The 23,217-nt window shown below is 48.9% G+C and carries 22 protein-coding genes; 7 read left to right on the plus strand and 15 right to left on the minus strand.

Features of this window, described 5'->3' with window-relative positions; all coding sequences use genetic code 11:
- Positions 1–51: 51 nt before the first annotated feature.
- Genes GO755_RS03305 through GO755_RS03315 form a run of 3 tightly spaced genes read left to right on the plus strand, consistent with a single transcriptional unit; the run spans position 52 to position 2,195 of the window.
- On the plus strand, positions 52–891 hold the full coding sequence (locus GO755_RS03305) for a class I SAM-dependent methyltransferase (RefSeq protein ID WP_157583125.1): 840 nt from the start codon (positions 52–54) through the stop codon (positions 889–891).
- A 12-nt stretch (positions 892–903) separates the two neighbouring features.
- Positions 904–1,704: a class I SAM-dependent methyltransferase gene (locus GO755_RS03310; RefSeq protein WP_157583126.1), complete on the plus strand. Its 801-nt coding sequence runs from the start codon at positions 904–906 to the stop codon at positions 1,702–1,704.
- Positions 1,705–1,760: 56 nt separating this feature from the next.
- A complete protein-coding gene (locus GO755_RS03315; protein ID WP_157583127.1) occupies positions 1,761–2,195 on the plus strand; it encodes a hypothetical protein in 435 nt (144 codons plus the stop codon).
- 69 nt (positions 2,196–2,264) lie between these two features.
- Here GO755_RS03315 and GO755_RS03320 read toward each other — a convergent pair whose 3' ends face one another.
- The 13 genes from GO755_RS03320 to GO755_RS03380 all read right to left on the minus strand — a co-directional run bounded on the left by GO755_RS03320 (position 2,265) and on the right by GO755_RS03380 (position 15,157).
- Positions 2,265–4,283 carry a M13 family metallopeptidase gene (locus GO755_RS03320; RefSeq protein ID WP_157583128.1) on the minus strand — a complete coding sequence of 673 codons (2,019 nt, stop codon included), beginning with the start codon at positions 4,281–4,283 and terminating at the stop codon, positions 2,265–2,267.
- Positions 4,284–4,395: 112 nt separating this feature from the next.
- Positions 4,396–5,712, minus strand: coding sequence for a family 1 glycosylhydrolase (locus GO755_RS03325; RefSeq protein WP_157583129.1), 1,317 nt, complete (start codon positions 5,710–5,712; stop codon positions 4,396–4,398).
- Between the two features lie 126 nt (positions 5,713–5,838).
- The gene (locus tag GO755_RS03330; RefSeq protein ID WP_157583130.1) at positions 5,839–6,921 is read right to left on the minus strand and encodes a leucine-rich repeat domain-containing protein; all 1,083 of its coding nucleotides are present in this window, start codon (positions 6,919–6,921) and stop codon (positions 5,839–5,841) included.
- An 84-nt stretch (positions 6,922–7,005) separates the two neighbouring features.
- On the minus strand, positions 7,006–7,638 hold the full coding sequence (locus GO755_RS03335) for an ankyrin repeat domain-containing protein (RefSeq protein ID WP_198174739.1): 633 nt from the start codon (positions 7,636–7,638) through the stop codon (positions 7,006–7,008).
- Positions 7,639–7,651: 13 nt separating this feature from the next.
- Positions 7,652–8,383, minus strand: a complete 732-nt coding sequence (locus tag GO755_RS03340) for a hypothetical protein (protein ID WP_157583132.1) — start codon at positions 8,381–8,383, stop codon at positions 7,652–7,654.
- A gap of 124 nt (positions 8,384–8,507) precedes the next feature.
- Positions 8,508–8,867 (minus strand): hypothetical protein, encoded by a 360-nt coding sequence (locus GO755_RS03345; RefSeq protein ID WP_157583133.1) that lies wholly within the window; start codon positions 8,865–8,867, stop codon positions 8,508–8,510.
- A gap of 93 nt (positions 8,868–8,960) precedes the next feature.
- A complete protein-coding gene (locus GO755_RS03350) occupies positions 8,961–10,586 on the minus strand; it encodes an amidase (protein WP_157583134.1) in 1,626 nt (541 codons plus the stop codon).
- Positions 10,587–10,794: 208 nt separating this feature from the next.
- Entirely contained in the window at positions 10,795–11,049 is a 255-nt protein-coding gene (locus tag GO755_RS03355) for a hypothetical protein (protein ID WP_157583135.1), read from the minus strand.
- The gene (locus tag GO755_RS03360; RefSeq protein WP_157583136.1) at positions 11,012–12,274 is read right to left on the minus strand and encodes an ankyrin repeat domain-containing protein; all 1,263 of its coding nucleotides are present in this window, start codon (positions 12,272–12,274) and stop codon (positions 11,012–11,014) included. The genes GO755_RS03355 and GO755_RS03360 overlap by 38 nt, the downstream gene beginning before the upstream one ends.
- Before the next feature lie 99 nt (positions 12,275–12,373).
- Positions 12,374–12,826, minus strand: a complete 453-nt coding sequence (locus tag GO755_RS03365; protein WP_157583137.1) for a pPIWI_RE_Z domain-containing protein — start codon at positions 12,824–12,826, stop codon at positions 12,374–12,376.
- Positions 12,827–13,029: 203 nt separating this feature from the next.
- Positions 13,030–13,287 carry a hypothetical protein gene (locus GO755_RS03370; RefSeq protein ID WP_157583138.1) on the minus strand — a complete coding sequence of 86 codons (258 nt, stop codon included), beginning with the start codon at positions 13,285–13,287 and terminating at the stop codon, positions 13,030–13,032.
- Between the two features lies 1 nt (position 13,288).
- On the minus strand, positions 13,289–14,647 hold the full coding sequence (locus GO755_RS03375; protein WP_157583139.1) for an ADP-ribose polymerase: 1,359 nt from the start codon (positions 14,645–14,647) through the stop codon (positions 13,289–13,291).
- Positions 14,648–14,761: 114 nt separating this feature from the next.
- A complete protein-coding gene (locus GO755_RS03380) occupies positions 14,762–15,157 on the minus strand; it encodes a pPIWI_RE_Z domain-containing protein (RefSeq protein WP_157583140.1) in 396 nt (131 codons plus the stop codon).
- A 160-nt stretch (positions 15,158–15,317) separates the two neighbouring features.
- Between GO755_RS03380 and GO755_RS03385 the strand changes: the two genes are divergently transcribed.
- Positions 15,318–16,388 carry a helix-turn-helix transcriptional regulator gene (locus GO755_RS03385; protein ID WP_157583141.1) on the plus strand — a complete coding sequence of 357 codons (1,071 nt, stop codon included), beginning with the start codon at positions 15,318–15,320 and terminating at the stop codon, positions 16,386–16,388.
- Positions 16,389–16,440: 52 nt separating this feature from the next.
- On the plus strand, positions 16,441–16,968 hold the full coding sequence (locus tag GO755_RS03390) for a YdeI/OmpD-associated family protein (RefSeq protein WP_157583142.1): 528 nt from the start codon (positions 16,441–16,443) through the stop codon (positions 16,966–16,968).
- Positions 16,969–17,063: 95 nt separating this feature from the next.
- Here the strand turns inward: GO755_RS03390 and GO755_RS03395 are convergent, their stop codons facing one another.
- Both GO755_RS03395 and GO755_RS03400 read right to left on the minus strand, forming a co-directional pair.
- On the minus strand, positions 17,064–19,547 hold the full coding sequence (locus GO755_RS03395) for a TonB-dependent receptor (RefSeq protein ID WP_157583143.1): 2,484 nt from the start codon (positions 19,545–19,547) through the stop codon (positions 17,064–17,066).
- 85 nt (positions 19,548–19,632) lie between these two features.
- Positions 19,633–20,001 (minus strand): hypothetical protein, encoded by a 369-nt coding sequence (locus tag GO755_RS03400; RefSeq protein ID WP_157583144.1) that lies wholly within the window; start codon positions 19,999–20,001, stop codon positions 19,633–19,635.
- Between the two features lie 248 nt (positions 20,002–20,249).
- Here GO755_RS03400 and GO755_RS03405 point away from each other — a divergent pair, with 248 nt between their 5' ends.
- On the plus strand, positions 20,250–20,972 hold the full coding sequence (locus GO755_RS03405; RefSeq protein WP_157583145.1) for an SDR family oxidoreductase: 723 nt from the start codon (positions 20,250–20,252) through the stop codon (positions 20,970–20,972).
- 188 nt (positions 20,973–21,160) lie between these two features.
- Positions 21,161–23,188, plus strand: a complete 2,028-nt coding sequence (locus GO755_RS03410) for a hypothetical protein (RefSeq protein WP_157583146.1) — start codon at positions 21,161–21,163, stop codon at positions 23,186–23,188.
- The last annotated feature ends 29 nt before the right edge of the window (positions 23,189–23,217 follow it).

A 23,217-nucleotide genomic window follows, 5' to 3' on the forward strand; every position in this document is an offset into this window, starting at 1 on the left:
AGTTTATAGCATCAAGCCAATAAAGACCGAAACGAGTTAGCCTTTACCCTTATGAATTCGACTGTGGAAACGGATATCGCTAATCAATACGTACTGGGACGTACATCTGCCGAATATCAGCGGTTGCGTGCTCAGGCCAGTGTATGGGAAGCCTCAACCCGACGTGCCCTACAAGCTGTTGGGGTCAGGCCGGGGATGAACTGCCTGGATGCCGGCTGTGGGCCCGGCGAAGTAATGCGGGTATTGGGAAATATGGTAGGTACGGAAGGGCATGTGACCGGTGTCGATGTTGATCCGGTTATTGGTCAGGAAGCGCTGGGTATTCTGACAGCTACCGTCGGTCCTCAATTTAGTTTTAGCGCCCAGGACCTGGAAACCTTACCCGATTTGCCGAACGCTCCCTACGATCTGGTGTATGCCCGATTGACGATGATCCATCTGAAAAACCCAGTGGCAGTCCTTGAGCACTTATGGACGCTGGTTAAACCCGGCGGTACACTGCTGATTCAGGATTATGATTTGAGTTATGCGCAGCTTTATCCAGCCAGCGAGTTATTTGAAGAATTTGAGAACGTCTTATTTCGCACCTTCGACGCCACCGGGAAGGACGCTCGTATTGGGAGCCGAATGCCCCGATTGTTTGTCGAAGCGGGACTTGGTGAACCCACGGGGACAGATGTGTATGGGGTTATTCAACCACTGAAACAGATGTATCCTATGCTGGTGTCTGTCTACAAAAGTTTACTGCCCGTGGCCCTGAATCTGGGACTAACAACACCGGAGAAGAGTCGTCGCTTTATAGAGGGTTTGCCCGAACTGGCTACCAGTGCTACGTATTACACGGCTAACTGGCCGTTAATGATTGCTACCTGGAAACAAAAATCAGCCTAGCGCTATCAACTTATGAAATCGAAAGTTGAGCTTTACTCAGGAACCTATAAGAACTATGCAGATGAGGTGTATGCGAACATTCGCGTACAAACCTATGGCGAAGATATTGGGCAAAATAGCTGGATTACAGCCGAAGAGTACAGGCATTTTTTTGCTGTTCTTGGCTTGGCTCCCAATGAAAACGTACTTGAATTAGCTACTGGTTCAGGTGGGCCGGCCGTATTCATGGTGAAAGAAACGGGCGTTAATCTGGTAGGTATCGATAGTAACGAAAATGGCGTTGCCAATGCAACCCGACTTGCCACAGAAAATGCGCTGAACGATAAACTGAACTTTAGGCTGGGCGATGCTAGTGAACCACTTCCGTTCGAGGATGAATGCTTTGATGTGGTCATGACAATTGATTCGATCAACCATTTTAAAAACAGGGGCAAGGTTCTCGCCGAAATTAAACGCGTTTTAAAGCCCGGCGGTCGATTATTGTATACAGACCCAGTCGTCGTTACCGGCATTGTTACCAATGAAGAACTGGCGATTCGAAGCTCAATTGGTTATTTTCTATTTGTGCCCGTTGGGGAAAATGAGAAATTATTGAGCGAAGCCGGTTTTACACACATTCAATGTGAGGATGTAACGGAGAATATTGCCACAACCTCAAAAAACTGGTTTGACGCCAGGGAAAACTGGAAGGACGAATTGCTGAAAATCGAAACAGAAGATACGTTTCATGGATTACAGGCTTTTGCCAGGGTGGTCCATCTGCTAACGTCAGAAAAAAGATTATCCAGATTCATGTTTACCGCCATTAAGTAAATCCAGAACCAGTAGCTCATCGCACAAAAATCAACCGGGAACCACCGAAAAATACAATGAAACTAATTCCGTCAATAATAGCTTTTACGCTCTTTCTGAGCTCTCTATACGGTCACGCTCAAAGTACGATCCTCATTAGCAACGATGGGCGGATTGTGGGCGTAGCCCAGGAGGGCAATCAATACGTTGACCATTATACAGCCGCATATGGGCCTGATAAACAGGGTAAAATAGCCAAAATCGGGAGTATGACCATTGACTATTATACGGCTGCTTACGGACCAGATAAGCAGGGCCGAATCGCTCAGATTGGCGATACCGTGATTGATTATTACACCGCTGCCTATGGGCCTGACAAACAGGGGAAAGTGGCTAAAATCGGCGATACGGTAATTGACTATTATACAGCTGCTTATGGGCCCTATAAACAAGGGAAAGTCAGTGAAGTAAGAGCCGGTAAAGTAAGCGTGCAGATTGCCGTAAGTTTGTAGTGTTTTATAGATGGCCATACGCCATATCTCCAAGATATGGCGTATGGCCATCTATAAAACACTACAAACTTACCAGACAGTTATCCGTTGATTTTCGGGCTTATACAGTTTATCGCCCGGTTGCACATTAAAGGCTTTATAAAAAGGGGTGAAGTTCATCAGCGGTCCGTTTACGCGCCACTTAGCTGGTGAATGCGGATTGGTATTTACGTACATGCGCATAAACTCATCCTTTGTTTTTACACGCCATATTCTGGCTACCGAGATGAAGAAACGTTGATCGGGGGTAAAGCCGTCCAGTTTCGTCGTGTCTTTTCCCTGATCCGTCAATTTGAAGGCGTCATACGCAATGGCAACCCCGGCAATGTCGGCGGTATTTTCGCCCACGGTTAAGGCGCCTTTTACATGCATCGAATCAAGCACGGTAAACGAATTGTATTGATCAATTACCTGCTGGGTCTTCGCTTTGAATTTATCATAGTCCGATTTTTTCCACCAGTTGGTCACGTTGCCGACTTTATCATATTGGGCGCCCTGATCGTCGAACGAGTGCGTGATTTCGTGGCCAATTACCATACCGATGCCGCCATAGTTAAGCGCATCATCGGCATACAAATTGAAATAAGGAGATTGTAAGATTCCAGCCGGGAAAACAATTTCGTTCATCGGAGGATTGTTGTATGCCGTAACCGTCGGCGGAGTCGTAAACCATTCCGTTCTGTCGACAGGTTGTCCCACTTTAGCCAGACTGTAGAGGTAATCATTTTTATTCGCCGACAATCGGTTTTCAAAATAAGCGTCTCTTTTCACGTCCACCTTTGAATAATCCCTCCATTTGTCCGGGTAACCGATTTTCTCCGTGAAGGCGTACAGTTTTTCTTTAGCCTTGGCCTTGGTGGAATCGCTCATCCAATCCAGCTTGTTGATGCGGGCTTCAAATGCTTTTTCCAGGTTGTCTACCAAGGCCGCCATACGTTTCTTGGCATCCTCCGGGAAGTATTTTTTTACATACAACTGGGCCAGTGCATGACCCAGCGAGCGATCAACGGCTTGTGTCATTTCTTCGGCGCGTGTTTTCTTGACCGCCTGACCGGTCAGAATTTTTGTATACTCGAACGACGCATCAACAAAAGGCTGGCTCAGGAAATTTGAATAATTGGTCAGCGCACTGGCTTTTAAATAGACTTTCCAGTCATTGAGGGAAACCGATTTTAACAGCGTATTCAGCTTGTCATAATAAGTAGGCTGCCCTACGTTGACTGAATCTGCCTTGATGCCCAGATCATTTACTAACGTTGTCCAGCTTAGGGTAGGCTGTTTTTTTGACAAAGCCGCAACCGCCAGTTTATTGTAGTTCGCCTTCACATCCCTGAGTTCGATATTCGTTCGGTGAGCGGTAGCCAGTTGTTTTTCAATGGCATAGGTCACTGTTGCGTTTTTCTGCGCGGTAGAAGCATCGGTCCCTGTCAATTCAAACAAGCGGGTGAGGTATTTTTTGTACGCGTTTTGAATGGCGAGCGTCGAGGAATCGGTCTTGAAATAATAATCCCGTTCTGGCAGGCCAATTCCGGCCTGATAAAACTGCGCAATATTAACCGTACTGTGTTTGTCATCAGGACCTACATTAAACCCAATGATGGAACCATCCCCTGCTTTTTGTTCGTCAGCGACCAATTTCAACAACGAAGGAATATCGGTTACGGCATCGATGCGTGCGAGCACGGGCTTTATGGGCTCATAGCCGCGTTTGTTAATTGCAGATGTGTCCATGCCTGACGCATAAAAATCACCCACTTTCTGTTCGATGCTTCCTGCCGGATGAGTGTCTGCCGAAATGCTGTCCAGAATCCCTTGCAGCCGTATGCGTTGGGGGAAATTCATAAAGGAATACGAACCTACGCCTGTCTGACTGGGTGGTATCTGGGCGGTATCGTACCAAATACCGTTGGCGTACATAAAAAAATCATCCCCCGGTTTTTTGGTCGAGTCTATGCCTGTCAGGACTACGCGTTTTGTATCCGTATCAGAAACGTGTTTACAGGCTCCCGCCACCAACAGCACTAGGGCTAAGTAGACTAGTTTTTTCATGGTTTGTAGTTTATTGGTACTCGCCAATGTACACCTACTAATTCAATTCATGATTAAAAAATTGAATCAATCTGAATTTATCGACAATGGTGAGCAGAAAAAAATACTATCGTCAGGCATCGGGCTGATTGGTTTTAGAAATGCTGTTGGCTACATGCTGGCGTGCCTGTTTGGCATCGGCCTTTTTTTGCTGAGCCCAGGGCTGGTCGCTCTCGCTGGGCATGATAATGGGCACCTGTAAACATACACTCTGGGCAGGCAGTACCTGTTGCCAATCGCTGATAAGCTGTTTATACGCCTGACCTACAGGGCGAATCTGACGATTGAGGTCGAACAGGCCCAGCGGATTCACCGTACCATTATTTTCGCGCAAGGCGCAGTCCCAGTCTACCTGGTCGGTGAGTGAATACCAGGTAAACCCCACCATCGGCACGCCATCATTGCGCACGCGTAACACGTTAGCCCATTCTTTCCAGAGCCAGTTCACCGCTTCGTCACCGTTGGGCCCCTGCCAGAGGTTGGTTTCTGTATGCATAACTGGCAGGCGATACCGGTCGTGGTATTGGCGGGTAATAACGTGGTAACCAAATACTTCTCCTGACGCACGGGTACTACCATCGGCCGCCACTCGATGTTCGTTCGTCTGATAATAGTCATTGCCCATAATACAATATTGCTTCAGGTTATGGCTCAGAAAGAAGTGATACTCGTCGCGACTCATGCCATTGTCCAGCAGGTATTCATACATCTCGGAATCGACCCGACGCCCATAATTGAGGTCAAGGGATAAAAACCGCTTGGCATTCAGGATTTCAGCGGGTTTTATGGCTGCCGGATTTTCGGCGTGGAAATACTCGCTGGATTCACTTTGAATAAACAGGGCGTCTGGCCTTACTTCCAGAATGGCGCTCATGGCCAGTACATTCGCTTTTACAATATACTTCAGAGCCGTTACAAAGGTCGCATCGCTGCGGAGCTGCTCGTTCCACCAGCCGTAGAGCGCCGAAAACTCAGCGCAGATATACATTTCGTTGACGGGCGTGTAGAGTTGAACCCAGGGAAAGCGTTGGGCAAATGCGCGGGCATACTCGGCAAACAGGGCCGGAAAGTCGGGGTTCTGGAAATTACCGATCCAGTCGGGTACACCAAAATGACACAGATCGACGATGGGCACGATGTTACGCTGACGCAAGTCGCCAAACGTTTGGTCAGCAAAGGACCAGTCGTATTTACCCTGACCCAGGAAAGTAGTATGAATAGGCGGGCCGTAGCGCAGGAAGCGAATCCCTAGTTGCTCGACCAGGTCAAAATCTGTTCGCCAGTGCTGGTAGTGGCCGCATTTTTCCAGTTCGTCCTGGCGATAGGTACCGTTCTGGATGGTAGGATTACTATTTTCGATGCCGGTGGCAAATAGGAATTGAGTGACCATACTGTGAGTTAGCTGCTCCTAAAAATAGCGTGTATTCAGGTGAGGTAGTAGCGTAACTCATGAAGAATAAGAGTGTTTATCGACGCCGATTAAGAGCCAATTAAGATTGCGGATACTATATTCTCCTTAATCTCGCCGGGGGAGACGGTACAACTCGCGCCAGAGGTGGCAATTTTTTGTCAGCCAGTCGTACGTTAGGTGCGCCTGTTCCTGCCAATATTGTCCCGCATTTGCACTGCCTACCCATTTACTAGTAGGTGTCTCCCCCCGGCCGTAAAGCGTAACCTGCACATACAACCGGTTGCTGCCAGCCTGATAAAGCACGGCTTCACAATCAGCCTGATAGACCTCGTCTTCTGCATAGGGTTGATTAGACACGAGAAAATTTCCGTACTCACTCCAAACGATCTTCGTCTGTTGGCCGGTGACCGTGTTAAGGCATGACACGATTCGACTGGCATCATGAAGTTCATCCACGAGCTGGACCGGTAGTACATCGGTTGGGTCCTGCGTGTCCAGCCATACCTGGTCGGCTTCCGTAGGCAGATTAAAGGGATTCGCGTCAAGCGTCCTTTCCGAATCAGAGCTTGACCAATAAAACCGATGATCTTTAAAATCAGCATAAAAGGCTGGCAGTACCTGTTTCAGTTCGGGTATCTGGTCGAAAAGCTGTTGAATGTCAGTATCGGCACGGCTACGCGTCTCCCCGCCATCGAAATTGCGTTCTTCCATATTAAAGGCGTCATCGTAAAGTTTCATTGACTGCTTAATTGACGCAAGCAACTGATTGGGATGATCGGCACTCAAGATGAATCGTTGCTGCTCCTCAACAACAGGAGGCTCATTATGGAGTCCAACCACTTCCGGGATGTGTTGAATCCATTCCTTCAGCGTAGTTGACAGTGTAAATTCATAACCTGCCTGATTCAAATTGAGATAGGTCAGGGAAGTCAACTGACTCATCGACTCGGGTAGGGTAGGTAATTGGTTTTCAGACAAATCCAGTCGCGTCAAAGCAGTTAAATTTCCGAAGGCATCGGGCAACTGACTCACATGGCCGTGCGAGAGATTTAGTTCGGTCAGCCAGGTCATCCGGCAAACCTGGTCGATCAAATCGCTTGCCTGGCAATTGGAAAGATCCAGCACAGGCGTTCGCTGAGCCGCTGTCTGCTGAAGAAGTTGACGAATCTGGTTACGTCTGCGGGGCATTAGGAGTAGTGATTTTGAGGTTCGTTTTCTAGTGCCGTATTGGGCATATTTATTCCCTTTCAACGGGCAATTAATTCGTCAATGTCACACCTGCCGAAGCTCCATCAACATATGGTTCAAATAGTCGGCAATTTGCCTGGCTTCGATGGCCTCAAGGCTACTCATTACACCCTCTAAACCAGCCTGAATCAGCAAATCGACCCTATTGGCAGGGTGAGTCAGATCAGCACCCGATTCCACTAAAAGCTTAACTACCTCCAGACTCCCTCCGTAGGGCGTTACCGCATAGTCTAATGCCGTAGAATAATTCTCATCGACCCTGTCGACATCAATCCCCTGATCAATGAGGAAGCGCATCGACGTGATATCCAAATGCCGGGCAGCCCTAAACCAGGCTTTTTCCCAGTTGTCGTCTGTGCTCAGCAAATCAGCCGGCAAAATCTCGCCAAGACAATTATTAAGCTGGACTACAGCTCTTGCATACGGCTTCAGAGCAGGAGTAAGCTGTACCTGATTAAGGCGCAAATCGTATTGATATGTTACGCCATGAACGGGATCATCCCATGCAAACACAGGAGTCGGGTTAACTTGAGTGTACTGGGATAGGAAAGCCTGTTTTGTGGGGGCATGTGGCGTATCAATCAGTCGTTTAGATGCCCGAATACAAAGCCAGATAGCCTCTAAAACCCACTCCGAAAACACGATAGGTTTAGTCATGATAAGTACGCCGTTACACTCGCTTATAGACATTGTTAAACTGGTCGATATACCAGGGGACGCCCTCGGGACTGATCGCCACGCGCACTGGGGTGTTAATAATATCAGGGATACCTACCCACGGATCAGTCGTCTGGTAGGTATAACTAGCTCCGTAAATACGAAAGTCAATGCTTATAATACAGACTGTATAGTTGGACGATGCACTGATATCCCGAGCCTTTCCAAGAATGGTCATGGGCGTGTCACTTCGGAATCGATAGATGTCCAGGCTCCTGGTAACGATCCACGGATTACCGTGTGAATCGACGGCTAACCGGGCGCCATGACCGGGAAGTGCTTGTGTATACTCCCCATAGTCGCCCAGCGTGAGTTTATAAAGCCTGTTATCAGCCGTATAGGTATCGGAACCCAGCCAGTAGAATGAACCGTCACCTCCATAACCAGCCTCAAGAGCATAGGTGGCACCAGGGGTAAAATTTTGGGTGTATAAATTGTATTGATTAAGCCGCCCATCGGGGGAAATTAAGCTCGCATATAACCCATTTGTGTTCAGCGCCACACCCGACACATTCGAATCCTGACTAACGCGTTGAGGCAATCCCTGCTGATCAAGTTTATAGAGGCACTGGCCATAATCTCCCGGCTCTTCCCCTAACAAGTACACATCGCCGGTATTGGTTATCCCAAGATCGCTTGCCGAAAAAGGTAACTGTTGCCACTGAGAACCTCGAAAAAAGTCCATGTCGTAGTAGGTTAGAAGGAACCGAAGTTACGACAGGAAGTAGGGGCCTGAGGTTGAATCTAGGTAAGAGGATGGTTTGACTTTAAGGGTGGTACCTGTAGCCCTGCAAGTGGCATTGCGCTAATCACTTCCAATCCTGAACAGGCGGATAAATATATACCTTGTCTACCAGACCATCCAGATAGACCTCTTTAATCGCATAGGCCGTTTCGTTGGCCAGAAAAGCAACTTTGCCCAGATACATTCCCTCAATACCTGTCAACACTGTTGTGATGTAATAGGGAAAGTCGGCCAGGGTACGATAGATGGATTTGGGTTGGGTAAAGAGCAGCCTAAATCCGCTGAAGCGAAGCTCCACTCTAAAGATGTACTCGTCCGTTTCTACCTCATCGACGGTCCAGGCCTGAATGTAAAACCCATTAATATGGTCTTGATTCGCGACAAAGTCAGCGATTCGATTTCGTAGTTGGGCGAAGTCCTGCATACGCTTTACCGGTTTAAATATTGATCATGATTTATTATCATGATTCGCCAGGATAACGGTTTAAGAGCATAGCTGGTTGCAATACCACGAAGGTTAAGCACCCGCAACCAACGTCCTAGTAAACTCCGGCCTTACTCGTTTCTTAGAAGCCTGTTCATACCCATAACCTATCGCCAATAAAGCTCCTTCCTGATAGGCTCCGGCGATGAAGGATAAACCGACGGGGAGGCTGTGGACAGTGCCCATCGGAATGGTCAGGTGCGGGTAGCCTGCCATAGCCGCTGGTGGGCAGAAGTAAAAGCCAGTGTCGTAGTCACCGTTGATCAGGTCGATGCAACCCGCTGGGCCGATGCTGGTACCGGCGATGGCATCCAGCTTGTTCGCTGTCATGAGTTGGTCGATACGTTGGCGCCAGCTTCGTGTTTTGGCCAGGGCTTCGGTGTATTCTTTACTGGTCAGGTCGCCTTTGGCTTCGCTGCTTTCGAGGGTTTCCTGCTTGAAAAATGGCATCGCTTTGGCCTGGTTCTGCTTATTGAAGGCAATCACATCGGTCAGCGATTTTACCTGTGCATTTGCTTTCGACAAATAGCGGTTCAGACCATCTTTAAACTCGTATTGCAGGACAGTAAATTCGGCTCCGCCCGTTTCCTGAAGCCCTTTTCGCAACTCAACTTCGACAACCGTTGCACCCTGTTTTTTCAGAACGTCAATGGCCAATTTGTATAAAGCAACCACATCTTCATGCCCTTCCAGAAACGACTTCTCGATGCCAATCCGCTTGCCTTTCAGACTGTCGGCTTTTAGAAACGGTGTATAATCGGTTACGCTTTTCCCCCGACTTTCGAGCGTGACCGCGTCGGCTGGATCAACGCCGACCAGCGCGCCCAGTAGAATAGCCGCATCGGTCACGGTTCGGGCCATTGGTCCAGCGGTGTCTTGTGTATGCGAGATGGGAATGATACCGCTACGACTAACCAGTCCGACGGTTGGCTTAAGGCCGACGAGTCCGCAATGCGACGAAGGGGCAATGACGGAACCATCGGTTTCGGTGCCTACGGACACGGCACACAAATTGGCCGATGTTGCCGAACCAGATCCTGAACTAGATCCGCTTGGATTACGATCCAATACGTATGGATTGCGGGTTTGTCCGCCCCGGCTACTCCAGCCACTGGTAGAGCGGTTTGAGCGGAAGTTGGCCCACTCGCTGAGGTTGGTTTTTCCCAGAATGACAGCGCCTGCCTTCCGTAATTGGGCGACGATAAACGCGTCCTGAGTCGCTTTGTGTCCTTCGAGAGCTAGCGACCCGGCGGTGGTCATCATCTGATCGCCGGTGTCGATATTGTCTTTGATGAGTACCGGAATACCGTGCATCGGGCCACGAAGTTTTCCTGACTTTCGTTCCTGATCCATCGCTTTGGCTATCGTGAGGGCCTCGGGATTTACTTCAATGATGGCGTTAAGATGAGGCCCTTTTTTATCGATGGCGTCTATGCGGTCTAAATAGAGTTTTGTAATCGCTTCGGACGTATACTCGCCTGATTGCATTTTTTGTTGCAGGTCGTTGATGGTTAGTTCATTGAGCGCAAAATCATCAACAAAAGGAGCTACTCCATTTTCAAGATTCTCCGACTTGGGCGACGCGCAGGCAGTTGCAGCTACTGTACTGGCTGAAACCGAAACGACTGAACTGGCTTTGATAAAACTCCGACGATTCATAAAGCGAAATGGGGCTGACAGAAACCCACAATTTAGGATATTTTAGACTGCCTTAGTCAACCCGTTTAGAGTTCTTCTTGCAACGTACTATAAAACTTAAATTGAATTGTATTTTGTGTGACCCCGATGGGGTCAAAAGTTTATAGGAATGGGCGTCTTTCTATAAACATCTGACCCCATCGGGGTCACACAGGAAATACAATTCAATTTAAGCTAACAGAGTATCTTCCTTCACCGAAACCGCAGCACCTGCCGCATAAATCGACAGACTATAGATCGCGCTATCGGTTGGTAAACCCAACAGAGTAAGTTGGATTGACAGATCAATAAGCCGAGTAGATTCAGATGGAACCAGTAAAGATGGCGACCAAGCGTAATACCGTATTGTATCATTCGGATAGCTTTTCTTGATGTCCCGAAACAAATCATGAGTTCGCGCCGTGCTTCCGAAACACTTCCTCAATACGTGTTCGTTTTGTTGGCGAGAGGGTATCCTGTTGCGCTAACCAGTCCAGTGTACCGGGTTCAATTAGAGCACCCGCGTTGAGTAATACCTCAACAATGGGAACGTAATCAAGGTCGGGATTTCCGTTAACGACGCACCACAGCGCCTGACTCAATACGGTTCCGCCGTAACCATTTTTGACTTCGAGCGGGGTGTTTCGGTCTATCAGCCACTTCACCATGTCGAGTTGGCCGCTAAGTACGGCGACGTGCAGACTGGTTTGTCCGTCAGTATCCTGGGCGTTTGGGTTAACCCCCTTGCTTAATAAAAATTCGGCAACGGTTATATGCCCGTAGGTGCAGGCGTACAGGAAAGCACGCTCCAATTGCGCCGTTGGCTCTTTAGGTACTCCCCAAACCGATGTATCGGACTCGTTTGGGAAATATTGGCCGTCTTCCGAAAAAAAGCTCTTTACCAATTTGAGTCGCCCTAATCCGGCGGCAGCGACGATACTGTCTATACGTGCGCCATTTCGTCTTAATGTCTCGGCGGCTTCCGGGCATCCGTTTGCCAGTGCGGCCATGAGCGGTGGCCAGCCGGTTGGCGTGCAATCGATGTCGGCACCGTAATTCAGCAACGTGTCGATCAATGGAATTTGTACGCCAGCCTGCTTCGGATGGATGCTTGTAGCTACCAGGCCGAGCGTTGTGCCTTTTCCGTATGTGTCGGCTAAGGCGTCGACTTCGGCACCGGCTTTGAGCAATATACGGGCTACGTCAACAGCGTTTCGGGGTGATTTCTGACGATAATTCTCAACACCATTTGCCCCAATGTAATGAAGAAGCATTGCTCGATGTACCCGCGTCGAACGCATCCGAATCAACGTCGGATTTGCCCGCAGCAGCGAATCAAGTGTAGTTGTCTCTCCATTGATAATTGCTTCAACAGCCGATTCGAATTGCCAGACCGATGAATCTGCCTGCGTTACGTCATTGATATACTCAATCAGCTTTTCCCACGTCTCGAAACCATATAGTCGGGCAACGAGTTGTTGGGAGTCGTTCAGATTAAATTCGCCATCCTGATTAGTTGCCTTTGACCAGTTTCGGAAACTAAGATGATGTTCATTGAACTGTCGAATAAAGCTGGAATTTCCTGATTGATAACTTGTTAAAACTTCCTCAGCCTGTTTCTCGTAGTGGCTCAAGGGGGCATCGAATGGTAGAGGTTGTATAGGTGGCATTCGGGCAAATGAGTAGGAAGGGTGGTTGAGTCTACAAGTGGAAAAACTCGCGGGAGTGTCTACTCCCGCGAGTTGGTACGTACGCAGATCGTGATTTGCTTAAGCTAGCGCCCGAGAGAACAGACCCACACGCTCGCGGAGCAAATAGCTACCGATGTCGGTGCGGAGGTTGCCGTTGAGGGTAAAGGCTCGCAACTCGGGAGACAGATTGGCGTATTTGTCCAGCGCCTTGAACCAGGCGCTCCGATCCAGGTAAGGTGCCAACAGAATACGAGCCTGGCTCAGCGCACGGTGCTGCCGGGGCGACCAGATTGGGCGCTGCCGATAAATGTATCCCTGACCATTCAGCAGATCGGGCAGAGATTGTGGCGGTGCCATTGGAACTAGCTCGGCCAGCAGATACAAACCTAATTCAACGTTAAGCAAGCGATTCGCCACCATGCCCGGTAATGCGTGCCGAAACCGAATTCGGCTGGCCAGCGGCTCCTGCCAGCGTAACAAACTAGCAAGGGCTGGGCGAGCAACAGGGGCGGTGGTGAGGAGCGTGTTCATTTGTATGTTTGTTTATTGTTCTATACAAATATCATCCCACTAGAACGTAATCTTTTTACGTTGTACTATTTTTTTGAAATTATTTTTGCCTGTCTGATAATGAGTTCAGGGTAAAATTTTTTTCGACAGGATTTACAGGATAAAACAGGATTATTCACTTGAACAACTAATCCTGTTTTATCCTGTAAATCCTGTCGAAAAAATTAATTGTTGATCGGCTGGGGAATCGCGAATTTGGGGAAGGAGTAGACCCGGTGCTTACCGTTGTCCTGAACGGCCCAGCTTTCCCAGAAACAGATTACCAGGAGCCATTGCGAGACATCGGCCTGACGGGCTTCGTAGCCACGTTGACGTAGCGACTTTTTTACGTCCAGTGTAGTTGTACTGCCATTGGCCAGGATAAGCGCCGTGGCCACAAATCGGATGACGAGTGGATCTAATTTTTTACGTTGTGCCTCCATGTTACGATTTGATTCTGACGATGTACCGAACTGTACATTGCGCCTGGTTGTAAACAATAAATTCGTTCTTCTGCAGACTAACTCCCTGACGGGCAAACACCGAATCGTAGCGGGTATCCAGTTTTTTTAAGGCATCGCCATCCAATCGCATATGATGAGATTCATGCTTCGTCAGTTCCAATTGCTCCCCAACATGGACTTCGTAAATGGCCAGATACGCTTCACTCTGCCGACCGTTGGCCCAAACCGAACCATTCAGCGAGGTGTAGTTGAGTGACTTACTAAATTGGTCAGCGAAATAGATGCCATACCCGAACATTTTGCCTGTAATAATCGCGTTGGCTGGACGTAGCACTAAGCCATTTTTTAGAATTGACAGCCAGTTTTCGCTCCGGCTTCCGTGCCAGAGGGCCAGCGTTTTACGATTCTGTTGTTTGCTTACATAGGCATTGAAGGCCGCGTCAGTAGCGGCATGGCGCACACTAAAAGCCGCGTCGAATTTGTCTGCATCGTCCCCCATCATTTTCTTGATGAGCTTCAGTACGTTGTTGTCCGTTTCGGGCTCAATCGTCAGATTCATGCTTTCGAGCAGCGTAGGCGGAGTCTGATTTGATGCTGTCGGAACAGGCGATAATTCGACCTGCCCGCGCATGACATCGAGCGTGGATTGCTCGTTGGCAAGGTGATCGCGGAGAGGTTGCAGATCGTCGGCCGATTGAGGAGTTTCGCTGGCCAGATGTTGACCTACGTGGGTCATCCGGCGCGGAATTACTTTGAACAGGTCGAGGAGTTTGGCGTTGTAGGCGCTTGTGTCCATGCCCACCATCAATTGCGCGGCTAATGCATCAAGCATTTGCTGAGCGGTTTCAACCTGCCTGCGCGTTACCTGCTGAGCCGAAACGACATAATTCTGGAAAATAGACAGATTGGCTAATTCCAACAGTCGACTCATCAGACCACGCACTGCTGGTTCGGCAATGGTGCTGGCATCTGTTGCTGGACTGGATTCTGCGTAAAGGTGAGTCTGGTCGGTGTAGCCTTTGGCTTTTTTTTCGCGGAGTTTCTGATTCCACTGCGCTATTGGATGGGTGGCTTTATTGCGAAAGCCACCCACCCGGCCGTAAAATACATCGAACGTACCGTTCTCATTTTCACGCATTTCATAGTATTTGTTGTTGTTTTCAGCAGTCACCATAATCAGCTTCACCGTCCGAAGATTCGGGTTAGGCGATTCGGCTGGCGAAGGCTTATCCTGTTCAGCAGAAGAAAGGGCCAGTGTATTCGGATGTGGACGCACGGTGGCATCGGTATCGACTGGGGCAGGGCGGTTCCATACCCGTTGGAGCAACTGGTTCAGCATAGTTTTAGTCAGGATTTGTCAAGAATGGTTTGGAGTAGTTAGTCGCCAGGCAAGAGTCGATGGTATTAGGTGTCATCCGCTTTTGATTAATGACTACCGACTCTCGATTTTATATTACGCCAGCATTTTGCGTAGAACGCCAAGTCGATTGCGAGAGAAGCCAACGGTTTTTTCGGCGAAGTGGCTGCAATCGGGACTGAGATCATACGCTAGCCGATGACCGGGCGCAGAGGCATAGGCGGTTAATAATTCCTGCCATTGAAGATTATAGGCAAAGTGAGACAGCAGCAATCGTCCCCGATTCAGGTATTTTTTCTGTTTGGGTGTCAGACCAGACCAATCCGTATCGTCAGGCCGGAGTAAGTCGGGGAGTGCTGTTGCAGGGGCATCTGGATGCAGTTGCTGAAGCAGGAATAAACCCAGTTCGAGATCAACTAATTGCCGGGTCGAGAGCGACGGGCGTGGCGTGTAAGCCGGGGTATTTGCGCGAGGACGTGAGGTATGAGTCATGATAAGTCTAAGTGATTGTCCGATTCAAAAGTATATCCTATAAAACGTAATCTATTTACGGTCTTCTTTTTTATTGAAAAAAAGTTTCGCTCCTTTGTGGTCGCCAAATATAATTACAATACGTCTGATTATATTTTATTTGTACTATATATAATACAGTATGCCTATAACCCGTTCAGCCTTTCAACGTTATCGACTTATCGACGAAATCATCAGCCGATACCCACGTCGGTATTCCAAGCAGAAACTTTTTGAACTCTGCCAGGACAAATGCGGTATCCGGTCCATCTCGTCACTCGAAAAAGATATTCAGCGGATGCGAGAAGACCACGATGCGCCCATTGAGTACGACAAACGGGCCAATGGCTATTACTACAGCAACCCACAGTTCCGGTTACTGAACTTAATGCTGACTCCCGATGACATGGAAGCGTTGGAACAGGCTCGGGAAGTATTGGCTGCTACACAGGGCGCGTCGGTGGCCGATGAACTCGACAATGCGTTGCAACGCGTGCGGCAAAGCCTCGACATTATTCGGGAGGTAAAAACGGATGCACCTACGCGACGTGTGGTGTACGTGGAAGAGAAAATTCTGGGCGGCAATCGCCAATACGTACCCGTATTGATTCGGGCAGTAAACCAGAATCGGCAGGTGGCATTTCGGTACCTCAAACATGAAGATGCCGTGTCAATGAGTGGCAGTATAGCCGTAAGAAAAGCCAAAGCCCGCACGATTGACCCAGGCCTGATTACACCTGAGCGTCCCAAACTGCGCATCCTGCACCCGATTTTGTTACGAGAAGTGGCCGATAGCTGGTACGTCATTGGCTACGATGCGGCCAGTGGTGGCGAACGGACCTTCGCGCTGGATCGTATGAGCGAACTCGAACTGCTGGACGACCCCTGCGACGTACCGCCCGCCATATTGACCAACGTGAGTGAGTTGTTCGAGCATATCTTCGGTATAACAGATAGTCACGGGCCGGTTGAAGATATTGTGCTATCATTCAGTCCGTTGTTTGGTCGCTACGTAACGACTAAACCTATTCACCAAACACAGGAAGTTCTAAGCGACACCGAAACCGAGTGCATAATACGGCTTCGTCTGGCTCCCAACCGCGATTTGCTCATGCACCTTCGCAGCTACGGCGAACACCTGACGGTACTGCAACCTGAGAGTCTGGTAAAAGAAATGAAAACGTCGCTAGAGGCCACGCTGGCGAAGTATTAAGTCAGTGCGAACTATACCTGACTATACCCTGATAACCCTTACCCATTTTCTTATGCCCACATTTACAACGACCCTTCAAAAATTTGGCGAAAAAGGCGATAAAACCCGGTGGACGTACATAGAGATTCCGATTGCCATTAGCGATGAGCTGAAACCCGGACAGAAACAGTCGTTTCGGGTGAAGGGAACATTGGATAATTACCCGATTAAATTAGTGGCTCTGCTTCCGTTGGGTCGCTCGGTAAATCCGGAAGGGCGATTTATGATGCCCATCAACGCTACGATGCGTCGGGGACTTGGGAAGGAGGAAGAAGGAACGCCTATTCGGGTGAGTCTTGAGGTAGACAATGACCCTTTGCCACAATCAGCCGATCTGCTTGAGTGTCTGGAAGACGACCCGACTGCATTAGCAAACTTTCGGAAATTGAGCCCAAGCCACCAGAACTATTTCAGTAACTGGATTGAAGATGCTAAAACAATCGACACCAAAACCAAACGACTGACGCAGGCTGTCACGGGTTTGTCGTTAGGCATGAATTTCGGTGAGATGATTAGGCATTTTAAACCGGGATTACGCTGATTTTGGGATTTACAGGATTTTGTTTTGCGCTTCTTTGAAGCGAATCGATAGGCAAAATCAGATTAATCCTAAAATCAGCGTAATCCCGGTTCAGACTAGTTAAACGGCAGTATCAACTTCAGGCAAACATTCCGGCCTACGCCGAACATACCCAAATGGCCATTGGGCGACTGGGTGAAATACTCGAAATACTTCAATCGGCTGAGGTTCGACTGGTACGCTACGTCAAACAAATTGTTGACCTGAAATACCACATGCCAGGTGGGCTTGTTCTGCCCAACGTGGACCGACGCATCCAGACCAGCATTGACTAAGGTGTAAGCAGGCGTAGCGGTTTCGGTATTATTCAGACCCATATATCGGTCCTGCCGGGCATTGTAATCGACGTCGGCTTTAACTGTAATATCTGACAACCACTTGGATTTCAGAGTGAGAAGCTGACTCACACCCGTTGACATGCGCAGCGGTGGGATAAAGGGGAGGTATTCGCCCTGAACACCTGCATCAGTAAATCGTTGCCCCCGATTATAGCCGTAAACTACTGCTACGCTATTATCGAACGTGAACCCTCGCCAGCCGGTTGGGTGTAGACTGAACTGCGTTTCAAAGCCGTACAACTGGGCCGATGCCTGTTGATATTGATAGGTTTTGTTGCCAGGCACAATCACGACTGGCTCGCCCTGTGCATCGACCAGTTGCGATAGGGAGATATAATTTTGAATGTAATTGTTGAATACACTCACCCCAAAATTGACGTCGGGAAAAGTAGCCGTCAGACCAATGTCTTCCTGCAAACTGAACTCGGGATTGAAATTACGGTTCCCGATATACACGATGTGCGCACCTGGATCAAGCCCGTTGGAAGCAATTTCGGTGATGCTCGGTGCCCGGTAGCCTCGCGCAATATTGGCTTTAAGTGCCAGTTTTTCTGAGAACTCATAAGTAGCTCCCAGACTCATAGAAATACCCGTAAATGACTGGTGAAGTGCCGGGAACTGCAATGTCGCTCCGGCAGTATCAGGCAGAGTTGCGTGTTGTTCGAAACCCGTTTTAGGATTGATGCTGATGTAAAAATCATCACCCGTTAATCGCCGACGATCATAGCGAAGTCCACCACTCAACGTTAGTTTTTCGGCCTGCCATTTCAGAAAAACGAACGTGCCAACATCGAAGAGATTGTAATCCGGGATGGGGAAAGCGGTGCCGTTTTTGTTTTTGTTCGACTGGTACATTCCATTGACCCCCACCGTAGTAGCCAGCTGGCCCAGATTGGGAAGGTTGTACCGCAACCCGTAATTGAATGTGTTGAGTCGCACGAATAAACCGGCCTGATCGGGTTGGGTTGGGTGGTTGTATTCGCGACGGATATTCTGCTGAAAAGCTAACAGTAAGTCGATCTCGCCATTGCCAATCTGATAGTGGTTGTTGGTGTGTAGTCGATAGTGCTGGATGCGCTGATGAAGCGGACTAAGGTGATAAGACGACAGTTCACTAGACGGCACAATAGGTCGATTTCGAATATCGTCCAGATCAGCTTCAGCAACCTGCCGGGTAAACTGACGAGTCAACGAATCGCGGCTTCCATCGGGAATTCCCTGCAAATTATCATACAACGAAGCGCCGAAACGAGAATAACCCTGATGTCCCGAATACCCAAGCATAGCAGTTAATGTCCGCTCTGAAAAGCCCGTATTATAAACTCGTCCATCAATCTTGTTCTTGTAATTGGTCGCAGCTCGCACTGATCCACGCAGATTCCAGGCCCAGCGCGACCCGCCCGATGCCAAACTCAGCGACTCACCCAGTAGCCGATTGTTTGACTGATATTCCGTTACAAAACCAACTTTGAGTTTGCCTTCGGTATCTTTTGGATAATTTGGCATCATGCTTACCACACCCGCCAGAGCGTCGGAACCATACATCAAACTCGCTGGCCCTTTGATTACTTCGGCGCGGTTGATGTTGTAATTGTCGACTTCAACACCATGCTCATCGCCCCACTGCTGCCCTTCCTGACGAACGCCATCATACAGCGTGAGTACCCGGTTGTAGCCTAATCCACGAATGAAGGGTTTGGAAATATTGGGGCCTGTTTTAACCGCATTCAGGCCGGGCGCGTTCTTCACTAATACGTCGATGATATTGCTGCTGGATGAACTTTCGATAGCGCGTGAGGAAATGGCCAGAATCGCTACTGGGTTCTGGCGGAGGAGCGTACCGCGCGTAACACCTGTGACAACGACCTCGTTGAGCGCATTCACAACAGGGAGCAAAACGGCATTATACTGATCTGTTTGCGCACTAACTTGTAGTGTGTCAGATTTGTAGCCGACGCAGGAAATAATCAGTTCGTGCGCTAATGTATCTGCTTTGATGGACAGCGAAAACTGTCCTCGGGCATCGGTAATGGCCCCTTTATTTTGCCCAGTCAGGCTGATGTTGCCAAATGGAATGGGTTTGTGGCTGTCGGCATCGGTAACCGATCCACGAATTAGTCGAGTGGGAGATGGCTGCGCACACAGCACGTTTAGCCCAAGACCATGAAGTCCTAAGCCAATCAGCAGGAAAAATTTGTTCATTCAGGGTATTATCGTTTGGTAGAATTACTCCGGAGAATACGGCATGAGGCATCAACTCGAAGGTCGATGTCTGCCAGTCAGGAAATTACCAAACGACGGGTGGACCCCTGTGAGAGAAGCAGCGGAAGCGAAAATGAGACTGAAACGAACGGTTTTTAAACAGAAAAACCGACGCTAAACGCTCACGCAGAAGAAACAGAAACGCAAAAAAACTACCGATAACGACAGGCAGATGGGCCGCCAGATCGAGTAGTAGGATTTCCTGGGCTGTGTGATTATTGGGGAGGATTGGGCTTTTCCCAAAAGGCCAATAGGGGTGGGCGTGAACAATAAGTTTACCACTTGGCAAGCGGTGCGCATGGCGGAAAACCACACCGTTGAGCCACATAGCCAGAAACAGGCCAAGCAGCAAACGGGCTACGCGCAACCGATGTATGTGGAGCAAACCGATCATTAACTCGTGGGAATCAGTTTATCAAACCTGTATCAAAGATACGCAGGCTAATTATAATTGGTTTTAGACGAGTCTAAAAAAAATGTTTCATTGATTAAATGGCCACTTTGTGGGGTTGGCGAGCGAGGAAATATATTTTTCTGACAGGATTTACAGGATAAAACAGGATTAATCGCCTAGAAAAATCCTGTTTTATCCTGTAAATCCTGTCAGAAACTTTTAGCGACCTTTGCGTTTAAAAAAAACCTATGACCGTCGAAAATAAAACCATCATTATTTCTGGTGCATCACGTGGTATTGGCCGGGCAACCGCTATGCTCTTAGCCGAACACGGTGCCAATGTCGTCGTAACTGCCCGCAACGCCGACGAACTCAGTCAACTCGAAAAAGAAGCAACTGAAGGCCATACGCGCGGTAAAATCGTAGCGGTACCCGGCGACGTTACCAGTGAATCAGACATGGAAGCGGTTGTCAAAACAGCCCTTGATCAGTTCAAACACATCGATGTTGTCATCAATAATGCAGGCTACGGCATTTTCAAAAACGTAGACGAACTCTCCGTTAGCGAGTGGGACGACCTGATGGCGACCAACGTTAAAGGCACGTTTATTCTGACCAAAGCTGCGTTGCCAAGCCTGAAAGCGCAGGGTTCGGGACATATTGTCGTAGTGGCATCGGACGTAGCTAAGCGCACCTTTGCGGGTGGTTCGCTGTACACGGCGAGCAAGTACGCGCAGGAAGCGTTCACCGGCGCTCTGCGGAAGGAAGTCCGTTCGTTTGGCATCAAAGTGACGGGCGTTTACTCTGGTCTGGTGGACTCGAATTTCCACGCCAAAGGCGATCGTGCGGACACACGGGGAAGCTGGCTCCAAAACGAAGACATGGCCGAGTCGATGCTGTTCATCGTCAGCCGCCCGGCCCATGTGGTCATTGATGAGTTCATGGTGCACCCCTTGTCGCAGGAATATTGAGAGGGATATAGGATATATGTATTCATCAGCCTATACTTCATATATCCCTTAGTACTTTGTAAACACGAGATGAAGTTATCGTACGATGATTTCATCTCGTGTTTTTTCTAAACGCTTGCCGTGAGAGTAGGCTTTTTGTCGATTACGCTTCATTAGGTTGCTCCATTTTTATTCTCATTCAATTGATAATGAAGGCTACCTTTCTGGTATCACTCTTTACTCTGTTCAGTTTTCAGGTACTAGCACAGTCTGGCGTAAGCAGTCCCAAACCTGCCTCAAAGCGCTACTTTGGGCTCCATTTCGATTTTCATGCAATAAAGGACGATTCGTTGATTGGGCGAAACCTGTCTGAAAAAAGCCTTGATTCGTTGTTGACGGCGGTCAAGCCCGATTTTATTCAGGTCGATTGTAAAGGGCATACGGGCGTGTCGAGTTATCCGTCGAAAGCAGCTAATGCAACCGTCGCCCCGCATATTGTTGGCGATCCACTGGCATTTTACCGATCTGTTACCCGGAAACATGGTGTGGATTTGTACTTACACTATTCGGGTGTGTACGATGACGCTGCCTTGGCTAAACATCCAAACTGGGCAGTTCAGAAAGCAGATGGCTCTATCAATTCATCGAGAACATCTGTCCACGGTCCTTACGCTGACTCATTGCTGATTCCGCAGTTGAATGAACTGGCCGATTATGGGGCCAACGGCGTATGGGTCGATGGAGAATGCTGGGCAACAGTGCTGGATTATTCGCCAACGGCACTGGCGAAGTTTCGGGCTGAGACCGGTATTCAGACGGTGCCGCGTTCGGACAAAGATGCCAACTATGGTGCGTTTAAAGCTTTCGCCCGTCGGTCATTTGCGCAGTACATTGGACATTATGTAGATGCTGTTCATCGCCATCGACCAACGTTCCGAATTGCGTCGAACTGGGCGTATTCGTCCATGATGCCAGAACCTATTAAAACTAACGTTGACTTTCTGTCGGGCGATCTCACGCCCAGTAACAGTGTGAACTCAGCTGCGCTGGAAGGGCGAATTATGGCCGCACAAGGTCAGCTTTACCATAAGCCCTGGGATTTGATGTCGTGGAGTTTTTGGTATGAATTCAATCCAGTACAGAGGCAGGGTGATCAAAAATCGGCTGTTCACCTAATGCAGGAAGCAGCCGAAATAATCTCGCTTGGAGGTGGCTTTCAGGCCTATTATCAGCAGCGTCATAATGCCTCAATTGGCTTGCGCGAATTGCCCGTTATGGCTGCGTTGAGTCGTTTTGTACGGGCCAGACAACCCTTCTGTGAAGGGAGCGTGCCGGTACCGCAAATTGCCGTTTTGTATGCGAATTCGACAGTTAGTGCTTTCAATCAATCGTTGTTCGGCAATGGGCAGACACAGCGGATCAGTGGTGTGTTGACGGCACTTTTGGATGCCCAATTGCCTGTTGAAGTACTGTCGGAACAGCACCTTCAAGGGCGAATGAATCAATATCCAGTGATTGTGGTATCACAACAGGATTCGCTGGATACGGGATTCCGAAAGGAACTTCTTGACTATGTTCGGCAGGGTGGGCATCTGCTCCTGATTGGCGCTCAAACAACCCGGTCGTTTGCCAGCGAACTAGGGATTGAACCTGCTGGCACAGTGGTAAAAGGTCCCAAATGGGTATTGCATAATAGTTCGACGGTTGTGCTGACGGGCCCTTTTCAGCCCGTGCGTATTACAGGCAAGGATACGAAAGCTATCGACCTATTTCTAAAATCAGAAGCGGCTGATCCAGTGGCGGGTGTTATCGCTACCGAAACGTCATTTGGTAAAGGCCAGTTAACAGCCGTGTACGCTGACTTGAGTAGCGATTATCAGAAACATCAGCCAGCCAGACTACGCGACTTTATTGCCTCACTTGCCCGGCCATTATTACCGAAGCCTCTGGTCGAGGTAAGTGGTTCTCATTTAGTACATGTTGTCTTGAACCGCCAACATGGTCGGCTGGCTCTGAACCTGATCAATACCGGCGGTCGCCATGCCGACCCGCAGGTGTTTACCTACGACGAGGTGCCACCCCTAACGAACCTGACCATTCGACTCCGCACCGATGTGAAGCCAAAACGCATCGTGCAGCAACCCGAAAACAAAGTCTTACCGATTCACTATGCTAATGGCATCGCTACAGTGACTGTGCCGAAGTTGGGGATTCATTCGGTATTGATGGTGGAATAAGATATAGGATATATGATGTAGGGTGTATG

The organism is Spirosoma arboris (assembly GCF_009754945.1).
In the GTDB taxonomy this organism is placed as follows: Bacteria; Bacteroidota; Bacteroidia; order Cytophagales; family Spirosomataceae; genus Spirosoma; species Spirosoma arboris.

What these genes read in the sequence shown, in the direction of transcription:
- GO755_RS03375 (WP_157583139.1), bottom strand. Translation starts at nt 14,647, where the DNA reads ATGCTGAACCAGTTGCTCCAACGGGTATGGAACCGCCCTGCCCCAGTC.
- GO755_RS03405 (WP_157583145.1), top strand. Translation starts at nt 20,250, where the DNA reads ATGACCGTCGAAAATAAAACCATCATTATTTCTGGTGCATCACGTGGT.
- GO755_RS03360 (WP_157583136.1), bottom strand. Translation starts at nt 12,274, where the DNA reads ATGCCACCTATACAACCTCTACCATTCGATGCCCCCTTGAGCCACTAC.
- GO755_RS03395 (WP_157583143.1), bottom strand. Translation starts at nt 19,547, where the DNA reads ATGAACAAATTTTTCCTGCTGATTGGCTTAGGACTTCATGGTCTTGGG.
- GO755_RS03365 (WP_157583137.1), bottom strand. Translation starts at nt 12,826, where the DNA reads ATGAACACGCTCCTCACCACCGCCCCTGTTGCTCGCCCAGCCCTTGCT.
- GO755_RS03325 (WP_157583129.1), bottom strand. Translation starts at nt 5,712, where the DNA reads ATGGTCACTCAATTCCTATTTGCCACCGGCATCGAAAATAGTAATCCT.
- GO755_RS03330 (WP_157583130.1), bottom strand. Translation starts at nt 6,921, where the DNA reads ATGCCCCGCAGACGTAACCAGATTCGTCAACTTCTTCAGCAGACAGCG.
- GO755_RS03315 (WP_157583127.1), top strand. Translation starts at nt 1,761, where the DNA reads ATGAAACTAATTCCGTCAATAATAGCTTTTACGCTCTTTCTGAGCTCT.
- GO755_RS03335 (WP_198174739.1), bottom strand. Translation starts at nt 7,638, where the DNA reads ATGACTAAACCTATCGTGTTTTCGGAGTGGGTTTTAGAGGCTATCTGG.
- GO755_RS03390 (WP_157583142.1), top strand. Translation starts at nt 16,441, where the DNA reads ATGCCCACATTTACAACGACCCTTCAAAAATTTGGCGAAAAAGGCGAT.
- GO755_RS03385 (WP_157583141.1), top strand. Translation starts at nt 15,318, where the DNA reads ATGCCTATAACCCGTTCAGCCTTTCAACGTTATCGACTTATCGACGAA.
- GO755_RS03345 (WP_157583133.1), bottom strand. Translation starts at nt 8,867, where the DNA reads ATGCAGGACTTCGCCCAACTACGAAATCGAATCGCTGACTTTGTCGCG.
- GO755_RS03370 (WP_157583138.1), bottom strand. Translation starts at nt 13,287, where the DNA reads ATGGAGGCACAACGTAAAAAATTAGATCCACTCGTCATCCGATTTGTG.
- GO755_RS03310 (WP_157583126.1), top strand. Translation starts at nt 904, where the DNA reads ATGAAATCGAAAGTTGAGCTTTACTCAGGAACCTATAAGAACTATGCA.
- GO755_RS03320 (WP_157583128.1), bottom strand. Translation starts at nt 4,283, where the DNA reads ATGAAAAAACTAGTCTACTTAGCCCTAGTGCTGTTGGTGGCGGGAGCC.
- GO755_RS03305 (WP_157583125.1), top strand. Translation starts at nt 52, where the DNA reads ATGAATTCGACTGTGGAAACGGATATCGCTAATCAATACGTACTGGGA.
- GO755_RS03350 (WP_157583134.1), bottom strand. Translation starts at nt 10,586, where the DNA reads ATGAATCGTCGGAGTTTTATCAAAGCCAGTTCAGTCGTTTCGGTTTCA.
- GO755_RS03380 (WP_157583140.1), bottom strand. Translation starts at nt 15,157, where the DNA reads ATGACTCATACCTCACGTCCTCGCGCAAATACCCCGGCTTACACGCCA.
- GO755_RS03410 (WP_157583146.1), top strand. Translation starts at nt 21,161, where the DNA reads ATGAAGGCTACCTTTCTGGTATCACTCTTTACTCTGTTCAGTTTTCAG.
- GO755_RS03400 (WP_157583144.1), bottom strand. Translation starts at nt 20,001, where the DNA reads ATGATCGGTTTGCTCCACATACATCGGTTGCGCGTAGCCCGTTTGCTG.
- GO755_RS03340 (WP_157583132.1), bottom strand. Translation starts at nt 8,383, where the DNA reads ATGGACTTTTTTCGAGGTTCTCAGTGGCAACAGTTACCTTTTTCGGCA.